The organism is Actinomadura logoneensis (assembly GCF_003428695.1).
GTDB classification, from domain to species: domain Bacteria; phylum Actinomycetota; class Actinomycetes; order Streptosporangiales; family Streptosporangiaceae; genus Spirillospora; species Spirillospora logoneensis.
The window spans coordinates 1-15,670 of sequence record NZ_QURH01000105.1; the positions used below are offsets into that span (position 1 = coordinate 1).

Sequence of the window (15,670 nt, forward strand, 5' to 3'; positions counted from 1 at the left end):
CCGCCGCCCCGTCCCCGGCCGCGCCCTCGGGGGCCGCCCGGGCCGAAGCCCGGACCGCCGGGGCCGCCGAATCCCGGGCCGCCCCAGCCGAACGGGTCGTCGCGGCGCATCCGCGCCTCGTGCCCGTCGGGGAAGTGCGGGCCGTGACCGTGCCGGCCGAACGGGCCGTGCTCGTGGTGTTTCGCGTGTCCGTACATCGTCGTCCTCTCGTAGTGTTCGATCGCGATGCATTAACGATATATCGGTGAACGCTCGCAAGCAAGCCCGCATTCCCTTGACAGAAACTCATCGAGCGTTGAATATCGAAGGGAGGGGGTGGTGCCCATGACCGCACACACCGAAGACCGCGCCACAGACCGCGCCCCGTACCGCGAGCCAGGCCGCACGACCGTCTGCGTGGCGGGCGGAGGCCCCGCCGGAGCCGTCCTCGGCCTGCTGCTCGCCCGCTCGGGGATCGACGTCGTCGTCCTGGAGAAGCACGGGGACTTCCTGCGCGACTTCCGCGGCGACACGATCCACCCGTCCACGCTCGACGTCCTGGACGAGATCGGCCTCGGCGAACGCTTCGAACGGCTCGACCACCACAAGGTGCTCGGCATGGACGTCGTCACCGACGGCGGCGAGTTCTCCGTCGCCGACCTCGGGGCCCTGCGCGGACGGCATCCGTACATCGCGATGGTCCCGCAGTGGGACTTCCTCACCATGATCACGCAGGCCGCGGCCGACCTGCCCGGCTTCCGGCTGCTGATGAAGGCCGAGGCCACCGGCCTGCTCCGGGAGGACGGCCGGGTCACCGGCGTCCGCTACCGGGACGCCGCCGGGGACGGGCACGAGATCCGCGCCGAGCTCACCGTCGCCGCCGACGGACGGCACTCGACGCTGCGCCGCGCCGCCGGGCTGCCCGTCCGCGACCTGGGCGCGCCGATGGACGTGGCCTGGTTCCGCCTGCCGCGCGAGCCCGGCGACCGCCCGAACCCGTTCCTGCGCCCAGGACCGGGCCGGCTGATGGCCGTGATCGACCGCGGGACGTACTGGCAGACCGCCTACATGATCCCGAAGGGCGGGTGGTCGCGGGTCCGGGCCCGCGGCGCGGACGCGCTGCGCGCCGACGTCGCCGAGCTGGTGCCGTTCTTCGCCGACCGGCTCGGCGAGCTCGACCTGGACCGGATCAGCGTCCTGGACGTTCGGGTGGACCGGCTGCGGCGCTGGTACCGGCCCGGACTGCTCTGCATCGGGGACGCCGCGCACGCGATGTCGCCGATCGGCGGGGTGGGCATCAACCTCGCCGTGCAGGACGCCGTCGCGACCGCGAACCGCGTCGTCCCCGCGCTGCGCGCCACGGGGACGGTCGGGACCGCCGACCTCGCGGCCGTGCAGCGCCGCCGGATGCCGCCGACGATGGCCGTCCAGGCGTTCCAGCAGTTGACGCAGCGGTTCGTCGTCGAACGCGTGCTCAGCGGACGAGCGCTACCGCCGGATGCCCTGGTGCGCGCGAGCGGAGTCCCGGCCGTCCAGCGGCTGCTGGCACGCCTGGTGGGGTACGGACCCCTGCCCGAGCACGTCCGGACCCCGGCGCTCACCTGGACCCGCCCGCGGACCCCGGCACTCACCTGACCTGCCTGCGGACCCCGGCACTCACCCGAACCCGTTCACGGACAGCGGCGAACGACGACGGGCCCCGCGAAACCGTTCGCGGGGCCCGTCGTCGGAAGTGGTGCGGATCAGGGAGCCTGGAGCTTCAGGTTGTCCAGGATCGGCTTCACGATGTCGGCGTTGTCGGTCTGCCGGATCCGCACCCACGCGCCGAACTTCTGGTCGGCCGAGTGCAGCGCGACCTCGGTGACCAGCGGCGTCCCGGTCTTGCAGCCGGTGAAACGCAGGATCGTCCCGGTGAGCGCCTTGTCCGGCGAGGCGTACTCCTCCGGCGCGCCCTTGGTGCAGGACGAGTGCGTCGAGACGCCGGGCGGCAGCGGCTGCGACTTCGGCATCGCGGTGGTGAGGCCGACGAAGACGCCGGGCGCGGTGCCGACGCCGCGGAACTTCGCCACGTCCGGGGTCGCCCGCAGGACGGGACGGGCCGTGGCGTCCCCGGCGAACCCGAGGCCGCTCGGCAGCCAGGTGCGGTCCGGGCCGGCCTTCGGCCACGCCTTGGGCACGGAGGCGGTGATCTTGCCCGAGTCGTCCGTCACCTTGACGAAGTCGGCGGGGACGGACGTCTTCTTGCCGTCCTTGCCCTTCGTGCCCTTGCCGTCGTCCTTGCTGAAGATCGTGCCGAGCGCGAGCCCACCGACGAGCGCGACCGCCAGCACCGCGGCCGTGATCAGCAGCGGCGTCAGGTACCGGCGCCGGTCACCGCCGCCGTCGCCTCCGCCACCGCCGCCGCCCCCGGGCCCGGACGGTCCGCCGGGACCGCCGCCCGATCCGCCGGCGTCCTTCTTCCGCCGCCCGAACGGCGAGCCCTTGTCGGACGCCCCCGGCGGAGGCTGCGGCGCGGACTGCTGGGGCTGGTAGGGCGGGTAGCCCTGCGGAGGCGCGCTCTGCCCCGGCCCGGGACCCGGCCCGTACGGATGCCCGCCCGGCCCCGGGCTCTGCCCCGGGTCGAACGGGTGCCCGCCGGGGCCGGGGCTCTGCCCGGGACCCGGTTCGTAGTGCTGGTCGGCCGACGAGAACACCGACGTCTTGCCGTCGTTGCCCGCCGGGGGACGCGCCGGCTCGGCGAACCGTCCCGCGGGCCGGTCGAGGATGGTCGCCTCGCCGCTGTCGCGCGGCGCTCCCACCGGGTAGCCCGCCCCGGCGGACGAGGAGCGCGGCCCCCCGGCCGGACCCGCCTGCCCGGACGGCAGATGCATCTCGGTGGTGCGGTCGTCGTCGGCCCCGCCGTCCGGCGGAAGGGTCTCCGAGCCGGGCGGACGGTCACCGTAGGGATGGTGGGGAGAATGGTCGCGCACGGTCGCCTCCGGTGCCTCGTCCTGGACACCGGAATATGACGCGTCGGACACGGTGTCAGGTTCGCCGGAAACACCGGGCCGCTGTGGCGACGGCACGTCCACAACGGTGGCCGGGGCCTCCGCCGCGGCACGGGACGCGAGCCCGACGACCGTCGCGGGGGGCTCCCCGGACGGCCCGTCCGCGGCCTCGCCCGCCGCATCCCCGGCCTCGTCCGCCAGCGCCTTCGCGCGCAGCTCGGCCAGCGCCTCGCCGAACGCCTCGGCCGTCGGCCAGCGCTTCTCCCGCTCGACCTCCAGCGCGCGCAGCACGACCTCGTCGGTGCCCGCGGGCAGGCCCTCGCGCAGTTCGCTCGGCGGGACCCGGATCGGCGCCTGCCCGGGCGGCCGTCCGGTCAGCATGTGGAAGGTGAGCGCGCCCAGCCCGTACACGTCGGCGCGCACGTCCAGGCCGCCGCCGAAGCGGGCCTGCTCGGGCGACATGTAGCCGGGCGTCCCGACCGGGAGGGTGAACGCGCCGGACGCGTGCGCCAGCGCCTTGGCCAGCCCGAGGTCGGCGATGAGGACCTTCTCGCCGCCGTCCGGGGTGGACTGGAACAGCACGTTCGACGGCTTGAGGTCGCGGTGGATCACCCCGAGCGTGTTGATGACCTCCACGCCGTACGAGGTGGCCTCGGCGAGCCGGAGCGCCTCGGCGACCGGAAGCGGTCGCCGCCGCATCCGGTCCGCGAGCGTCCCCCGGTCGGCGTACGACATCACGAAGTAGGGACGGCCGTCCGGGAGCTCGCCGATGTCGTGCACGCGGACCAGCCGTTCGGAGTCGGCGCGGCGAAGGATCCGCGCCTCCTCCAGGAAGCGGTTGCGCACGTCGAGGTCGTCGATCAGGCTGCCGTTCAGGACTTTGATCGCGACCATCGAGTCGAGGGCGTCGTCGTGACCGAGCCACACTGAGGCGAACGCCCCGGACCCGAGAGCGCGATCGATTCGGTAACGGCCGACAGCAGAGGGGAAGGACACTCCCGTATCATGCCCAACAAACGGGGTGTGTGTGCGAGCGAGGTCGAGGCACGGCGATGGCATTCGATGAGAGAACAGAGGAGCTGGCGCTGAAGGCCGCCCGCGGCGACGCGGGAGCGCTGGACGAGCTGCTCCGCAAGATCGAGCCGGACGTGCTGCGCCACGCGGCCCGCTTCCTGCCCAACCGGCAGGACGCCGAGGAGGCGTGCCAGGACGCGTTGCTGCAGGTCGCACGCAACATCCACCGCTTCGAGGGGCGGTCCCGCTTCTCCACCTGGCTGCACGTCGTCGTGGCGAACTCGGCCCGCTCGACCTACCGCTCGCTGAAGCGCCGGTCGGTGGAGCAGGCGGGCGAGCTGCCCCAGCAGCGCCCCGACCCGCGCCGCACCAGCGTCATCGCCGGCTCCCGGGTCGACATCCTCGACGCCATGGAGGACCTGGAGTCCCGCAAGCCCGACCTGGTGCAGGCCCTGGTGCTGCGCGACGTCTCCCAGCTGGAGTACGCCGAGATCGCCGAGCAGCTCAAACTGCCGCTGGGCACGGTGAAGTCCCGCATCCACGAGGCGCGCAAGCAGGTCCGGCAGACGCTCGGCGAGTCCTACACCTGACCCGCCGCAGGCCCGCCGGCCTGCCGCCGGTCCGCTGCCGGATCGTCGTCGGCGTGCCGCCGGTCCGCCTCCGCCTGGTCATCGGCCTGCGGCCGATCCGTCGCCGACCCGAGGGCGCCCGGCCGCCGGCCGGGGTTTCCCCGTGATCGCCGTCCGCGGGCGACGGGGCCTCAAGGGTCGGCAAGGGGTGGGCCAAGCGGAAGCGAATCAGCCCTGGTCAGGGCGGTCGGTGAGCGACCATGCGGTGCATGTTCACCGGTCCTGCCCCGACATCCGCCCGTCCGGTCTTCGTGTTCGGCTGCCCGCGCTCCGGGACGACGCTGCTCCAGCTGATGCTGCACTCGCATCCGCGCCTCGCGATCCCCGCCGAGACCCGGTTCGTGCTGCCGGCCTACACCGGAAGGTGCGACTTCGGTGACCTGACGGACAGGGAGAACAGGCTTCGGCTCGCGGAGTGGATCACCGCGCGGCCCGAGACCAAGTTCGCCGACCTCGGCCTGGACCCGGCCGCGGTGACCGAGGAGATCGCCGACGGCCCGGCCACGATCGGCTCGGCGCTCGGCATCGTCTTCCGCGCCTACGCGCGCCGGTTCGACCGGGCGCGCTGGGGCGACAAGCGGCCCAGCTACTCCAAGCACGTCCCGGCGCTGCTACGCATGTTCCCGGACGCGCAGTTCGTCCACCTCGTCCGGGACGGTCGCGACTGCGTGGCGTCCCTGCGCGAGATGCCCTGGTACAAGCTCGACCTCAACCACGCCATCGCGGCCTGGCGCGAGGCGGTCGACACCGGCCGCCGCACCTCCGACCGCCTCGGCGCGGACGCCTACTACGAGCTCCGGTACGAGAACCTCGTCGCCGACCCCGAGGGCGAGCTCCGCAAGCTGTGCGTCTTCCTCGGCGAGGAGTTCGACCCGGCGATGACCGAGCCGCGCCACATCGCCGAGCTGACCGTCCCGCCGCAGAAGAAGTGGCACAGCAGGACCCGGTCGGCCGTGTCGTCCGGACGCGTCGGCTCGTGGCGCAGCCGCCTGGAGCCCTGGGAGATCGGCCTCGCCGAGGCGGCGTTCGGCGACCGGCTCACGGCCTACGGCTACGAGCCGAGCGGCATGCCCCGGCCGAGCGCCGCGCTGCTGGCGAAGTTCGCCGCGACCGCCGCGCACCGCCGCATGGCGCACCGCAAGGCCGACATGCGCGAACGCTGGCGGCGGCTGCACGAGCCCAACCCGGTCGTCAGCCTCCTCGGCACCGAGGCGGACGCGGCGAGCCGCACCCCGGCCGACGCCGCGAGCGGGGGTGGGCCCCGGTCCGTCCCGCCGGGCCGGTCCGACCTCTCGCCTCTCGTCTAGTCCAGCGCGTCGAGCTGGCCGGCGAACCAGCGGTCGGGCGGGAGCGCGGTCGCCGCGGCGGCGAGCCGGCCGCAGCGCGCGGCGCGCTCCCCGGGCGGCATCAGCAGCGCGTGGTGCAGCGCCTCGGCGGTCTTGGACACGTCGTACGGGTTCACCAGGAGCGCGTCGTCCGCGAGCTCGGCGGCGGCCCCGGCCTCCCGGGACAGCACCAGCGCGCAGCCGTCCGCCGAGAGCACCGGGCCCTCCTTGGCGACCAGGTTCATCCCGTCCCGGATCGGGTTCACCAGCAGGACGTCCGCCAGCGAGTAGGCCGCGAGCGACCGCGGATAGTCGTCGTTGACCTGAACGATCAGCGGGTCCCAGTCCGGCGTCGCGAACTCCTCGGAGATCGCCCGCGCCGTCTCGTGGACGGCCTCGGTGTACGCGCGGTACTCCGCGAGGTCCGTCCGCGAAGGGTAGGCGAACGCCAGGTGGACGACCCGTCCGTGCCATTCGGGATGCGTCGCGAGCAGTTCGCGGTAGGCGGCCAGTCCGCGCACGATGTTCTTCGACAGCTCCGTCCGGTCCACGCGGACGATCAGCTTGCGGCCCCCCACCTGCGCGCGGAGTGCCTCCCTGCGCTCGGCGACGTCCGGACGCGCGGCTCGTTCGCGCAGGGACCTTCCGTCCACACCGAGCCCGTGGACGCCGACCCGGGTCGTCCGCCCCGCGTAGGTCACGTCGCGGTCCTCCACCCGCGCGCCCGGCAGGAGCTGGTCGCAGCAGGCCAGGAACGCGTCCGCCCAGCGCCGGGTCAGGAAGCCCGCGTGGTCCGCGCCCAGGATGCCGCCGAGGACGGCGATCACGAGGTCGTCCGGCAGCATCCGGAAGTACTCCGGCGGCGCCCACGGCGTGTGCGAAAAGTGCGCGACGCGCAGGTCGGGACGCCGCTCGCGGAGCATCCGCGGCGCGAGCGACAGGTGGTAGTCCTGCACGACCGCCTTCGCGCCCGGCTCGGCCGACTGGGCCACCGCGTCCGCGAACGCCGCGTTGTAGGCCTCGTAGGACTGCCAGTCGCGCCGGAACCGCGCGTCGAAGTGCGGCGCGCGCGGCGTCTCGTACAGCAGGTGGTGGACGAACCAGAGCGTCGAGTTCGCGACCGAGTTGTAGGCCCGCTGGAACGTCGGGGCGGGGATGTCGAGCATCCGCACCGCCGCGCCGCCGGTGTCGTGCCCGGCCAGGTCGAGCCGCCCGTCCGGGGCCCGGCCCGCGGCCTCCCGGTCGGCGTCGCCGAGCGCCGCGCAGACCCACAGCACCTCCGTGCCGGCGGCGACGCCCGCCAGGCCCGACACCAGCCCGCCACCGCCCCGCCGGGCGGTCAGCCCGCCGCCCTCGCTCCGCGAGAACGACACCGGACCACGGTTGGACGCGACCACGATTCGACTCATGGGAGCAGCGTCTCAGCCGGGGCGCCCGGACATCAAAGGGACCCGCGTGGATTCCCGTCCGGCCGCCTCCACCGCCTCCTTGGGCGAATGCGCCGGGCGTGAAAAAGGCCCGCCGCGTGACCAAGGCCACGGCCGGACGGTGTCTCAACCGGCGAGACGGCGCTGTCCGGGAACCGGTCAAGTCATGTAATCTCGGGCCACGGAGTTCTGAAAAGAACCCGTTCCATAACTTCATAACGCTCATCCAGAGGGGTGGAGGGACCGGCCCTACGAAGCCCCGGCAACCACCCGGTTAGTGCGCGCTCGCGAACCCGCGAGGCCGACCGGGAAGTGGTGCCAACTCCGGCCTGCGACCAAAGCGGCGCAGGGAAGATGGGGAGAAGGGCCTCGCTTCATGGCGCTCACGTCTGCGACGAATCTCGGACCCGCCACCGCGCTGACCTGCCGCGAATGCGGCCACAGCCGCGACCTCGGACCGCACTACGCGTGCGAGGAGTGTTTCGGGCCGCTGGAGATCTCCTACGACTTCGGCGACGTCACCCGCGCCTCGATCGAGGCGGGACCGCGCAACATCTGGCGGTACAAGGGCCTGCTGCCCGTCCCGTCCCACATCGAGGAGACGCCCAACACCGAGCCCGGCCTGACCCGGCTCGTCCGCGCCGACCACCTCGCCGAGACGCTCGGCCTCACCAGGCTCTGGGTGAAGGACGACAGCGGCAACCCGACGCACTCGTTCAAGGACCGCGTGGTCGCCGTCGCGCTCGCCGCCGCCCGCGAACTGGGGTTCAAGGTGCTGGCCTGCCCGTCCACCGGGAACCTCGCGAACGCCGTCGCCGCCGCGGCGGCCCGCGCGGGCATCCGCAGCGCGGTGTTCGTGCCGTCCGACCTGGAGGCTCAGAAGATCATCACGACGGCGGTGTACGGCGGCACGTTCGTCACCGTGGACGGCAACTACGACGACGTCAACCGGCTCGCCTCCGAGATCGCGGGCGAGCAGGAGGACTGGGCGTTCGTCAACGTCAACGTCCGCCCGTACTACGCCGAGGGCTCCAAGACGCTCGGCTACGAGATCGCCGAGCAGCTCGGCTGGCGGCTGCCGGACCAGATCGTGGTCCCGGTCGCGTCCGGGTCCCAGCTCACCAAGATCGACAAGGCGTTCCAGGAGCTGATCAAGCTCGGCCTGGTCGAGGACAAGCCGTACCGGGTGTTCGGCGCGCAGCCCGCCGGCTGCGACCCCGTCGCTCACGCGTTCAAGCAGGGCTGGGACGTGTTCCGCCCGGTCAAGCCCGACACCATCGCCAAGTCCCTCGCGATCGGGAACCCGGCGGACGGCACGTACGTGCTGGACGTCGCCCGCCGCACCGGCGGCACGGTCGAGGACGTGACCGACGAGCAGGTCGTGGAGGGCATCCGGCTGCTCGCCGCCACCGAGGGGATCTTCGGTGAGACCGCCGGCGGCGTCACGGTCGGCGTGCTCAAGAAGCTCGCCGAGTCCGGAACGCTGGACCCGTCCGCCGAGACCGTGATCATCAACTCCGGGGACGGTCTGAAGACCCTGGACGCGGTCGCCCCGGTCGTCGCGCCCACCGCCAACATCGCCCCCACCCTGGACGCGTTCCGCGCGGCCGGGATCGCCTGAGAGGAGCCCCCATGAGCACCGTGTCCGTCCGCATCCCGACCATCCTGCGGACCTACACCGGCGGCGAGTCCGAGGTGGCCGCCGAGGGCGGCACCCTGCGCGCCGTGGTCGCCGACCTGGAGTCGTCCTACTCCGGCATCTCCGCCCGCATCCTGGACGACAACGGCAAGATCCGCCGCTTCGTCAACGTCTACGTCGGCGACGAGGACGTCCGTTTCGCCGAGGGGCTGGACACTCCCACCCCTGCCGGAACGCAGATCTCCATCATCCCCGCCGTCGCCGGCGGCTGACGCAGACACGCGAAAGCCCTCTTTCTTGACGGAAGGGGGCTTTTCGTGTTGCAAGGGCGGGTAAAGGCAAGGTCATGGGAATAGCGGAGGAAGTCGCCGGAGTGCTGCGCGCCCATCCGGCAGTACAGGGGGTGGAACTGGTCGGGTCGCGGGCGCGGGGGACGGCGTCACGAAGTTCGGACTGGGACTACGCCGTGTCCGTGGACGACTTCGGCGAGGTGGCCGCCGACCTGCCCGGTCTCGTCGCGCCGTTCGATCCGGTGGCGGCGCAGTGGGACCCCCTCGGCCAGTGCGCGAGCTACCTGCTCGTGTTCACCGGTCCCGTCAAGGTGGACCTTCTGTTCCGCGACGTCCCGCGCCGCCCGGCGGGCCCGTGGCGGGTCGGTCCGGACACCCTGCCCGCGGTCGACGCTCACTTCTGGGACTGGATCCTGTGGCTCATCAGTAAGCGCGACCGGGGCATGGACGACAGGGTCCGCGGCGAGCTGCTGACGATGAGCGGCCATCTCCTGCGTCCACTGGGCGTCCAGGCCGTCCCCAGAACCCTGGAAGAGGCCGTCGCCGGATACGTCCGCGCCCGCGACCGCCTGGAGACCCGCTACGGCCACCGCGTCCCGCGCCGCCTGGAGGAAGAGGTCCTCCCTCTGGTGCACGCCCCGCACAGTGACCCTTACCGGCCCTCCGGCCTTCGCTCCTGATCGTTCGATTCAGGCCGCCTAAACGAATGCCAGGCTCTGTCCCGGATGCCTTCCGGTACACGCGCGAGTGGTTCAAGCGCACGCCCATGACGCTGCCGCCTGTGCGACCCAGGGCTTGATCAATGCACACTCGAATATCGGTCCAGCCTCACCGAAGGTGGCGGATCGCCATGGATACAAGTTTCCAAGTTGATTGAATTTGGAGTGCGCAGGACCAGGCTCCTCGTGCTGTCATTTTCCGCGCCGCCAAGAAAGATCGCGGGCCTGGTGAGGCGTCCCTCACCAGGCCCGCGCCGTTCCGCTACGAGGTGGCCTGGCCGCGGTAGCTGACGGGGCCCTCACCAGGGAACTGGGCGGTGCCGGAGAAGCTGGCGCCGTCGTCGAAGAACGTCACGGTGGCGTTGCCCCGCGGGCCGGACCAGCTGACCGTGGTGCCGGTCGGAGGACGACCGTTGCTCGGGATCACCGCATTGCGATTGGCGATGGTGATCTCGAGTGCCTGGTCGTCGTGCCAGGGGTCACCGGGGTTACCCCACTGGATTTGCGTTTTGTACGTTGCCATGAACACCGTCTCCTCGCTTGAGAAGCCCTCTCCGGATCTGGCGCGCCGATACACATTGAATAACACCCCGAACTCCCGCGGTCAGGACTCCTCGGTGGCCTGAAGCGGACCGGCGAAGCTCCATCGGCCCCTTGTAATAATTCGTGATCTCAGCGATGGAAGTGCCCGCCGCTCATACCCTTCCCCGGACGTCCAAGAGGCAGCCGAACAAAGAATTCGGCGACACCGTCCGCACCGCTCGGCTCCTAGCCTCGGCCCCGGCCGACCGGGCCGCGCGTTTCGGAGACACCTCCCGACCCCGAGTCGTCCCACGGCGCCGCCGGCACCACGAGGCGCGACGGAGCACCCCGGAGCCGGCCCCCCACCGCCCCACTCCTCCCGCCCCGCCTTCCGCGAACACCCCAGGACCACCGTCAGAACCCGGAGCACAGAGGCCGAGGCCACACCCGGCCAGAGACTCCCTAGAGATCTGCCCGGAGAACATGGGGCTGCTCGACGAATAGGCAGCGGTGCGACTCGCGGCGACCGTCCGCCGCACGGTGGACGCGCCTAGGAAATCAGGCAGCACGCGCTCTTAACCTTGCCCGGGGGCAGTGCCTATCCTCGCCCTGTGATTACCTTGGCTGTCACGATTACACTCGCCTTTGCCGGCTACGTCGCCACTTACCTCAATGGCCTGCGCCTGGCGCAGCGCCAGGGGCGGCTGGCCCGTATAAATTCGCAGCTCAGCGACTTCTACGGCCCCTTGCTCGCGCTTGCGGAAGCCAACGGACGCACCTTCGACGCATTCGTAGAACGCCATGCGCGCCCCGGCGGCGTGTCGCCGTTCGCCGACAAGACACCCCCGACGGAGCACGAACTCGCCGAGTGGCGACTATGGGTGATGAGTGTCTTTCTTCCCAACATCCAGGCAATGCGAGACCTCGTGATTCAGCACGCCGACCTGATAAATGAATCGGAGATGCCGCCTTTCTTGCTCCAGTTGGCCGCGCATGTTTCCGGCTACGAGGTCACCGTTGCGCGATGGGAAGCTGGAAGCCATGACCGCCACCTCTCAGTGGCGTCGTACCCACACGAGGTCTTGGCGTACGCCCGAGAAGGATTCTCCAGACTCAAGAGAGAACAGGGCCGCCTTCTTGGCTGACCGCCGTCAATTCAGCCTTCGCGGGAGCTCTAGGGATGGCTGTCGCCGCTGGCTACTGGGGCGGCCCTCTCCCACTGCTGGGTTGCGGGCTCGGGCTGGCAGGGGCGGCCGAGGCCGCGGAACGCGCGGAACAGGCCGCGCCCGCCCGCGCCTTGCCGCCGCCCGTGTTCCGCGGTTGTTCCGTGACCGCCGGCAGACGGTGGGGCGTCGTGGGGCACGGTCGCACTCGTCCCGGGACCAGCGGGAACGGTGCTTCCGCAGCTGGGAGCGCGAGGTTCGAGGTTGCGGGAACTAACCGCCGGGACATGGTCGGACGCTTGCACTCGGCAGGGTAGAGTGCTAAACCAAACGTTGGCACTCTGCTGTGGAGAGTGACAACTCCACAGTCTGGGTCGGGGCGATGAGGCCCTGTGATCGGCGGCGGAATGGCAGTCGTCGGCCGGGGTCGTCCGTCGCGGGCATCGGCTCGATCCGTCTATGGCCACCCTGTTCCGGGAGGACTTGGAGCCTATGGCTGCAAAGATGATCGCGTTCGACGAGGAGGCCCGCCGCGGCCTCGAGCGCGGCATGAACCAGCTCGCTGATGCCGTGAAGGTGACCCTTGGTCCCAAGGGCCGCAACGTCGTGCTGGAGAAGAAGTGGGGCGCCCCCACGATCACCAACGACGGTGTGTCCATCGCCAAGGAGATCGAGCTCGAGGACGCCTGGGAGAAGATCGGCGCCGAGCTCGTCAAGGAAGTAGCCAAGAAGACCGACGACGTCGCGGGTGACGGCACCACCACCGCGACCGTCCTCGCCCAGGCGCTCGTCCGCGAGGGCCTGCGCAACGTCGCCGCCGGCGCCAACCCGATGTCCCTGAAGCGGGGCATCGAGGCCGCCGTCGAGCGGGTCAGCGAGGAGCTCTCCAAGCTGGCCAAGGACGTCGAGACCAAGGAGCAGATCGCCTCCACGGCCTCCATCTCCGCGGGTGACACCCAGATCGGCGAGATGATCGCCGAGGCGATGGACAAGGTCGGCAAGGAAGGCGTCATCACCGTCGAGGAGAGCAACACCTTCGGGCTCGAGCTCGAGCTCACCGAGGGCATGCGCTTCGACAAGGGCTACATCTCGCCGTACTTCGTCACCGACCCCGAGCGGATGGAAGCGGTCCTCGACGACCCGTACATCCTGATCGTCCAGGGCAAGGCGTCGGCCAACAAGGACCTGCTGCCCGTCCTCGAGGGCGTCATGCAGTCCGGCAAGCCGCTGCTGATCATCGCCGAGGACGTCGAGGGCGAGGCCCTGGCCACCCTGGTCGTCAACAAGATCCGCGGGATCTTCAAGTCCGTCGCCGTCAAGGCCCCGGGCTTCGGCGACCGCCGCAAGGCCATGCTCGGCGACATCGCCATCCTGACCGGCGGCCAGGTGATCTCCGAGGACGTGGGCCTCAAGCTGGAGAACACCACGCTCGACATGCTGGGCCGCGCCCGCAAGGTCGTGGTGGCCAAGGACGAGACCACGATCGTCGACGGCGCCGGTGACGCCAACGAGATCGCGGGCCGGGTCAACGAGATCCGCACCGAGATCGACCGCACCGACTCCGACTACGACCGCGAGAAGCTCCAGGAGCGTCTCGCCAAGCTGGCCGGCGGCGTCGCCGTCATCAAGGCCGGCGCGGCGACCGAGGTCGAGCTGAAGGAGCGCAAGCACCGCATCGAGGACGCCGTTCGCAACGCGAAGGCGGCCGTCGAGGAGGGCATCGTCCCCGGTGGTGGCGTGGCGCTGCTGCAGGCCGGCACCAAGGCGTTCGACAAGCTCGAGCTGCCCGGCGACGAGGCCACCGGCGCCAACATCGTCCGCCGCGCGCTGGAGGAGCCGCTCAAGCAGATCGCGGTCAACGCCGGCCTCGAGGGCGGCGTCGTGGTGGAGAAGGTCCGCAACCTGACCCCGGGTGAGGGCCTCAACGCCGCGACCGGCGAGTACGTCAACATGTTCGAGGCGGGCATCCTCGACCCGGCCAAGGTGACGCGTTCCGCGCTGCAGAACGCGGCGTCCATCGCGGCGCTGTTCCTCACCACCGAGGCCGTCATCGCCGAGAAGCCCGAGAAGAACCCCGCCCCGGCCATGCCGGGCGGCGACGGCGGCATGGACTTCTGATCCGACGTCGCCAGTCCGGACGCCTGCAGGGCTGACGTCCGACACCAGGGACGGTCCCGTTCTACGGGACCGTCCCTTTCGTCTTGTATCGGGTGACCTGGCTGGATGGGAGCACTCGGGTGCGGCGGGGTTACCTGCCGGGCCACGGCTTGACAGGATCGCGGTGTGACCGATCTCTTCAACCTCCCCAGCATGCGGGTCGAACAGCCGCGCAAGGTCGTGCAGACCCAGACGCGGTACGACGTGGTGGACGACCGGGGCACCCTGCTCGCCTACGTCACCGACCAGCAGGTCCGCAGCCGCCGCGAGGCGGTCCGCGCGGCCCTCCCGCAGAACGTCCGCAGCTCCCACGCCACCCTCGTCCTGAAGGACGCCTCGGACGCCCCGCGGTTCGTCATCGACAAGGTGGACGCCTGGCTCACCCACGTCCACCTGGCCGTCACCGGCGACGAGGGCGACGAGGTGATGCGGGGCGACCGCGTCGGGACCGTCCGGGCCAACTCCACCCGCCGCCAGTACTTCCTCCTCGACGCCGACGAGACCGAGCTCGCCCAGGCCATCGGCGACCTCCGCCTGCGCACCTTCCCGGTGACCGACAACCAGCGCAACCGGTTCGCCGGCATCACCAAGAAGTGGGCGGGACTGCGCGCCGAGCTGTTCACCACGGCCGACCGCTACGCCGTCGAGTTCACCGAGGAAGTGTCCGAGAGCCTGCGCGTCCTGGTCGTCGTCACGGCGATCGTGCTGGACCTGATGGCCTACGAGTCCAAGGAACTCGTCTGAGCGCGGACTGACCTCGTCCGGCGCCCGTGCCGGGCCGCGGCAACCGACCGGGGGAGCGTCCCGGATGGTCTCGCCGAGGCGGCACGCGCGGGGTTCCCCCGGGACGCGGCCGCGCGATACGTTCCGCTTGTGCGGATCGTGCCGGGACGATCGAACGGCCGGTGGCTGTCACCGGCCGTCCCGACGATCGCCACCTGCGTCCTCGCCGCGCTCTGGGGGTTCTCCGCGTTCGGCGGCTGGAGCGACGAGGCGTTCTGCGGGGAGGCGTCCGCCCACGACGCCGACTGCGGGGACGCGGTTCTCCGTTACGTCTGGCTCTCCGTTCCGGCCGCGTTCGTCGGGCTCGGCATCGGTGTCATGTCCTGGCTGCTGCCGGGCGTCCGCCGCCGTCCGGGTCTCCTGGCACGCAACCTGAGCATCGCGGTCTGCTTCTGGGTACTCGCCGAGACGATCATGTTCGTCGGCGGCTTCCTCGCGAAGCACTGACGCCGACCCGCCCGCGCACCCACCGTCCGCCCGCGCCGCGCAGCGCCGCGCCTCGCCGGGTCGCGCCTCGCCGGGTCGCGCCCGTCCGGTCGGCACCTGATTTTCCGACTCGTCCCCGCCAGGGGCGCCCTCCTCGGAATAAGACGGCCGCCCCTTCCAGTTGAACCAGCCGACGGGCGGTGCGGACCGCCCTTTGGACCACAAAAGCCCAGCTCGGGGACGTCGGCCAGGCCGACGGGCGACTGCTCCGGACGAGTGCCGGAGAAAGTTTCGCCAGTCGGTTTGACGAGGACGCCCGCTGGGCATACTGTTCTCTTCGCCCCACGGGGAGCGGGACGCCGAACGGCGGCCGGCCCGGGGGAAACCATCCAACGATCCAGCGGAAGCGGTTCGCCGTGCCCGCGGTCGGAAGATGGCACCGGAAAAGGCTCGATTTTGCGAATCGGCCGGGATCTGGTGAAATAGCAGGGCTGCACGGAACGGCCGCGAAAGCGGGCGGGAAGTGTGGAATCAGAATCGGCCGGAAATTGACAAGCCGGACGGAACTGATAAAGTAAGCGAGTCGCCACGGAGCGAAAGCCGCAGGAAC

General features: G+C 71.1%; 13 protein-coding genes, 1 pseudogene and 1 riboswitch. Of the genes and pseudogenes, 10 read left to right on the top strand and 4 right to left on the bottom strand.

What is annotated here, in order from left to right; all coding sequences use genetic code 11:
- A pseudogene (locus DZF91_RS41505) lies at positions 1 to 197 on the bottom strand (hypothetical protein); the annotation flags it as partial.
- Between the two features lie 127 nt (positions 198 to 324).
- On the opposite strand from DZF91_RS41505, the gene DZF91_RS05220 reads away from it, so the two are divergent.
- Positions 325 to 1,614: an FAD-dependent oxidoreductase gene (locus DZF91_RS05220; RefSeq protein WP_117356358.1), complete on the top strand. Its 1,290-nt coding sequence runs from the start codon at positions 325 to 327 to the stop codon at positions 1,612 to 1,614.
- A gap of 107 nt (positions 1,615 to 1,721) precedes the next feature.
- Here the strand turns inward: DZF91_RS05220 and DZF91_RS41795 are convergent, their stop codons facing one another.
- A complete protein-coding gene (locus DZF91_RS41795) occupies positions 1,722 to 3,962 on the bottom strand; it encodes a serine/threonine-protein kinase (RefSeq protein WP_235834096.1) in 2,241 nt (746 codons plus the stop codon).
- Between the two features lie 56 nt (positions 3,963 to 4,018).
- Between DZF91_RS41795 and DZF91_RS05230 the strand changes: the two genes are divergently transcribed.
- Together DZF91_RS05230 and DZF91_RS05235 are read left to right on the top strand one after the other, a co-directional pair.
- On the top strand, positions 4,019 to 4,570 hold the full coding sequence (locus DZF91_RS05230; RefSeq protein ID WP_117356359.1) for an RNA polymerase sigma factor: 552 nt from the start codon (positions 4,019 to 4,021) through the stop codon (positions 4,568 to 4,570).
- A 248-nt stretch (positions 4,571 to 4,818) separates the two neighbouring features.
- Complete coding sequence (locus DZF91_RS05235; RefSeq protein ID WP_117356366.1) at positions 4,819 to 5,916, top strand: sulfotransferase family protein; 1,098 nt, start codon at positions 4,819 to 4,821, stop codon at positions 5,914 to 5,916.
- On the opposite strand, the gene DZF91_RS05240 is transcribed toward DZF91_RS05235, so the two are convergent.
- Positions 5,913 to 7,343: an alpha,alpha-trehalose-phosphate synthase (UDP-forming) gene (locus tag DZF91_RS05240; protein ID WP_117356360.1), complete on the bottom strand. Its 1,431-nt coding sequence runs from the start codon at positions 7,341 to 7,343 to the stop codon at positions 5,913 to 5,915. The two genes, DZF91_RS05235 and DZF91_RS05240, sit on opposite strands and share 4 nt — an antisense overlap.
- Before the next feature lie 237 nt (positions 7,344 to 7,580).
- Positions 7,581 to 7,722, top strand: a riboswitch (SAM riboswitch).
- 15 nt (positions 7,723 to 7,737) lie between these two features.
- On the opposite strand from DZF91_RS05240, the gene thrC reads away from it, so the two are divergent.
- The 3 genes from thrC (at position 7,738) to DZF91_RS41800 (ending at position 9,970) form a co-directional block, all read left to right on the top strand.
- On the top strand, positions 7,738 to 8,982 hold the full coding sequence (gene thrC / locus DZF91_RS05245) for a threonine synthase (protein ID WP_117356361.1): 1,245 nt from the start codon (positions 7,738 to 7,740) through the stop codon (positions 8,980 to 8,982).
- A gap of 11 nt (positions 8,983 to 8,993) precedes the next feature.
- Positions 8,994 to 9,272 (top strand): MoaD/ThiS family protein, encoded by a 279-nt coding sequence (locus DZF91_RS05250; protein WP_117356362.1) that lies wholly within the window; start codon positions 8,994 to 8,996, stop codon positions 9,270 to 9,272.
- A gap of 74 nt (positions 9,273 to 9,346) precedes the next feature.
- On the top strand, positions 9,347 to 9,970 hold the full coding sequence (locus tag DZF91_RS41800) for a nucleotidyltransferase domain-containing protein (RefSeq protein ID WP_235834097.1): 624 nt from the start codon (positions 9,347 to 9,349) through the stop codon (positions 9,968 to 9,970).
- Between the two features lie 301 nt (positions 9,971 to 10,271).
- On the opposite strand, the gene DZF91_RS05260 is transcribed toward DZF91_RS41800, so the two are convergent.
- Positions 10,272 to 10,598 carry a hypothetical protein gene (locus tag DZF91_RS05260; RefSeq protein ID WP_199486423.1) on the bottom strand — a complete coding sequence of 109 codons (327 nt, stop codon included), beginning with the start codon at positions 10,596 to 10,598 and terminating at the stop codon, positions 10,272 to 10,274.
- A gap of 544 nt (positions 10,599 to 11,142) precedes the next feature.
- Between DZF91_RS05260 and DZF91_RS05265 the strand changes: the two genes are divergently transcribed.
- From DZF91_RS05265 to DZF91_RS05280, 4 genes are all read left to right on the top strand, one after another.
- Complete coding sequence (locus DZF91_RS05265) at positions 11,143 to 11,676, top strand: hypothetical protein (RefSeq protein WP_117356368.1); 534 nt, start codon at positions 11,143 to 11,145, stop codon at positions 11,674 to 11,676.
- 510 nt (positions 11,677 to 12,186) lie between these two features.
- Positions 12,187 to 13,812: a chaperonin GroEL gene (gene groL / locus DZF91_RS05270; RefSeq protein WP_117356363.1), complete on the top strand. Its 1,626-nt coding sequence runs from the start codon at positions 12,187 to 12,189 to the stop codon at positions 13,810 to 13,812.
- 165 nt (positions 13,813 to 13,977) lie between these two features.
- Complete coding sequence (locus DZF91_RS05275; protein WP_117356364.1) at positions 13,978 to 14,595, top strand: phospholipid scramblase-related protein; 618 nt, start codon at positions 13,978 to 13,980, stop codon at positions 14,593 to 14,595.
- A 129-nt stretch (positions 14,596 to 14,724) separates the two neighbouring features.
- On the top strand, positions 14,725 to 15,081 hold the full coding sequence (locus tag DZF91_RS05280) for a hypothetical protein (protein WP_117356365.1): 357 nt from the start codon (positions 14,725 to 14,727) through the stop codon (positions 15,079 to 15,081).
- Positions 15,082 to 15,670 lie beyond the last annotated feature (589 nt).

What these genes read in the sequence shown, in the direction of transcription:
- DZF91_RS05220 (WP_117356358.1), top strand. Translation starts at nt 325, where the DNA reads ATGACCGCACACACCGAAGACCGCGCCACAGACCGCGCCCCGTACCGC.
- groL (WP_117356363.1), top strand. Translation starts at nt 12,187, where the DNA reads ATGGCTGCAAAGATGATCGCGTTCGACGAGGAGGCCCGCCGCGGCCTC.
- DZF91_RS05240 (WP_117356360.1), bottom strand. Translation starts at nt 7,343, where the DNA reads ATGAGTCGAATCGTGGTCGCGTCCAACCGTGGTCCGGTGTCGTTCTCG.
- DZF91_RS41800 (WP_235834097.1), top strand. Translation starts at nt 9,347, where the DNA reads ATGGGAATAGCGGAGGAAGTCGCCGGAGTGCTGCGCGCCCATCCGGCA.
- DZF91_RS05235 (WP_117356366.1), top strand. Translation starts at nt 4,819, where the DNA reads ATGTTCACCGGTCCTGCCCCGACATCCGCCCGTCCGGTCTTCGTGTTC.
- DZF91_RS05230 (WP_117356359.1), top strand. Translation starts at nt 4,019, where the DNA reads ATGGCATTCGATGAGAGAACAGAGGAGCTGGCGCTGAAGGCCGCCCGC.
- thrC (WP_117356361.1), top strand. Translation starts at nt 7,738, where the DNA reads ATGGCGCTCACGTCTGCGACGAATCTCGGACCCGCCACCGCGCTGACC.
- DZF91_RS05250 (WP_117356362.1), top strand. Translation starts at nt 8,994, where the DNA reads ATGAGCACCGTGTCCGTCCGCATCCCGACCATCCTGCGGACCTACACC.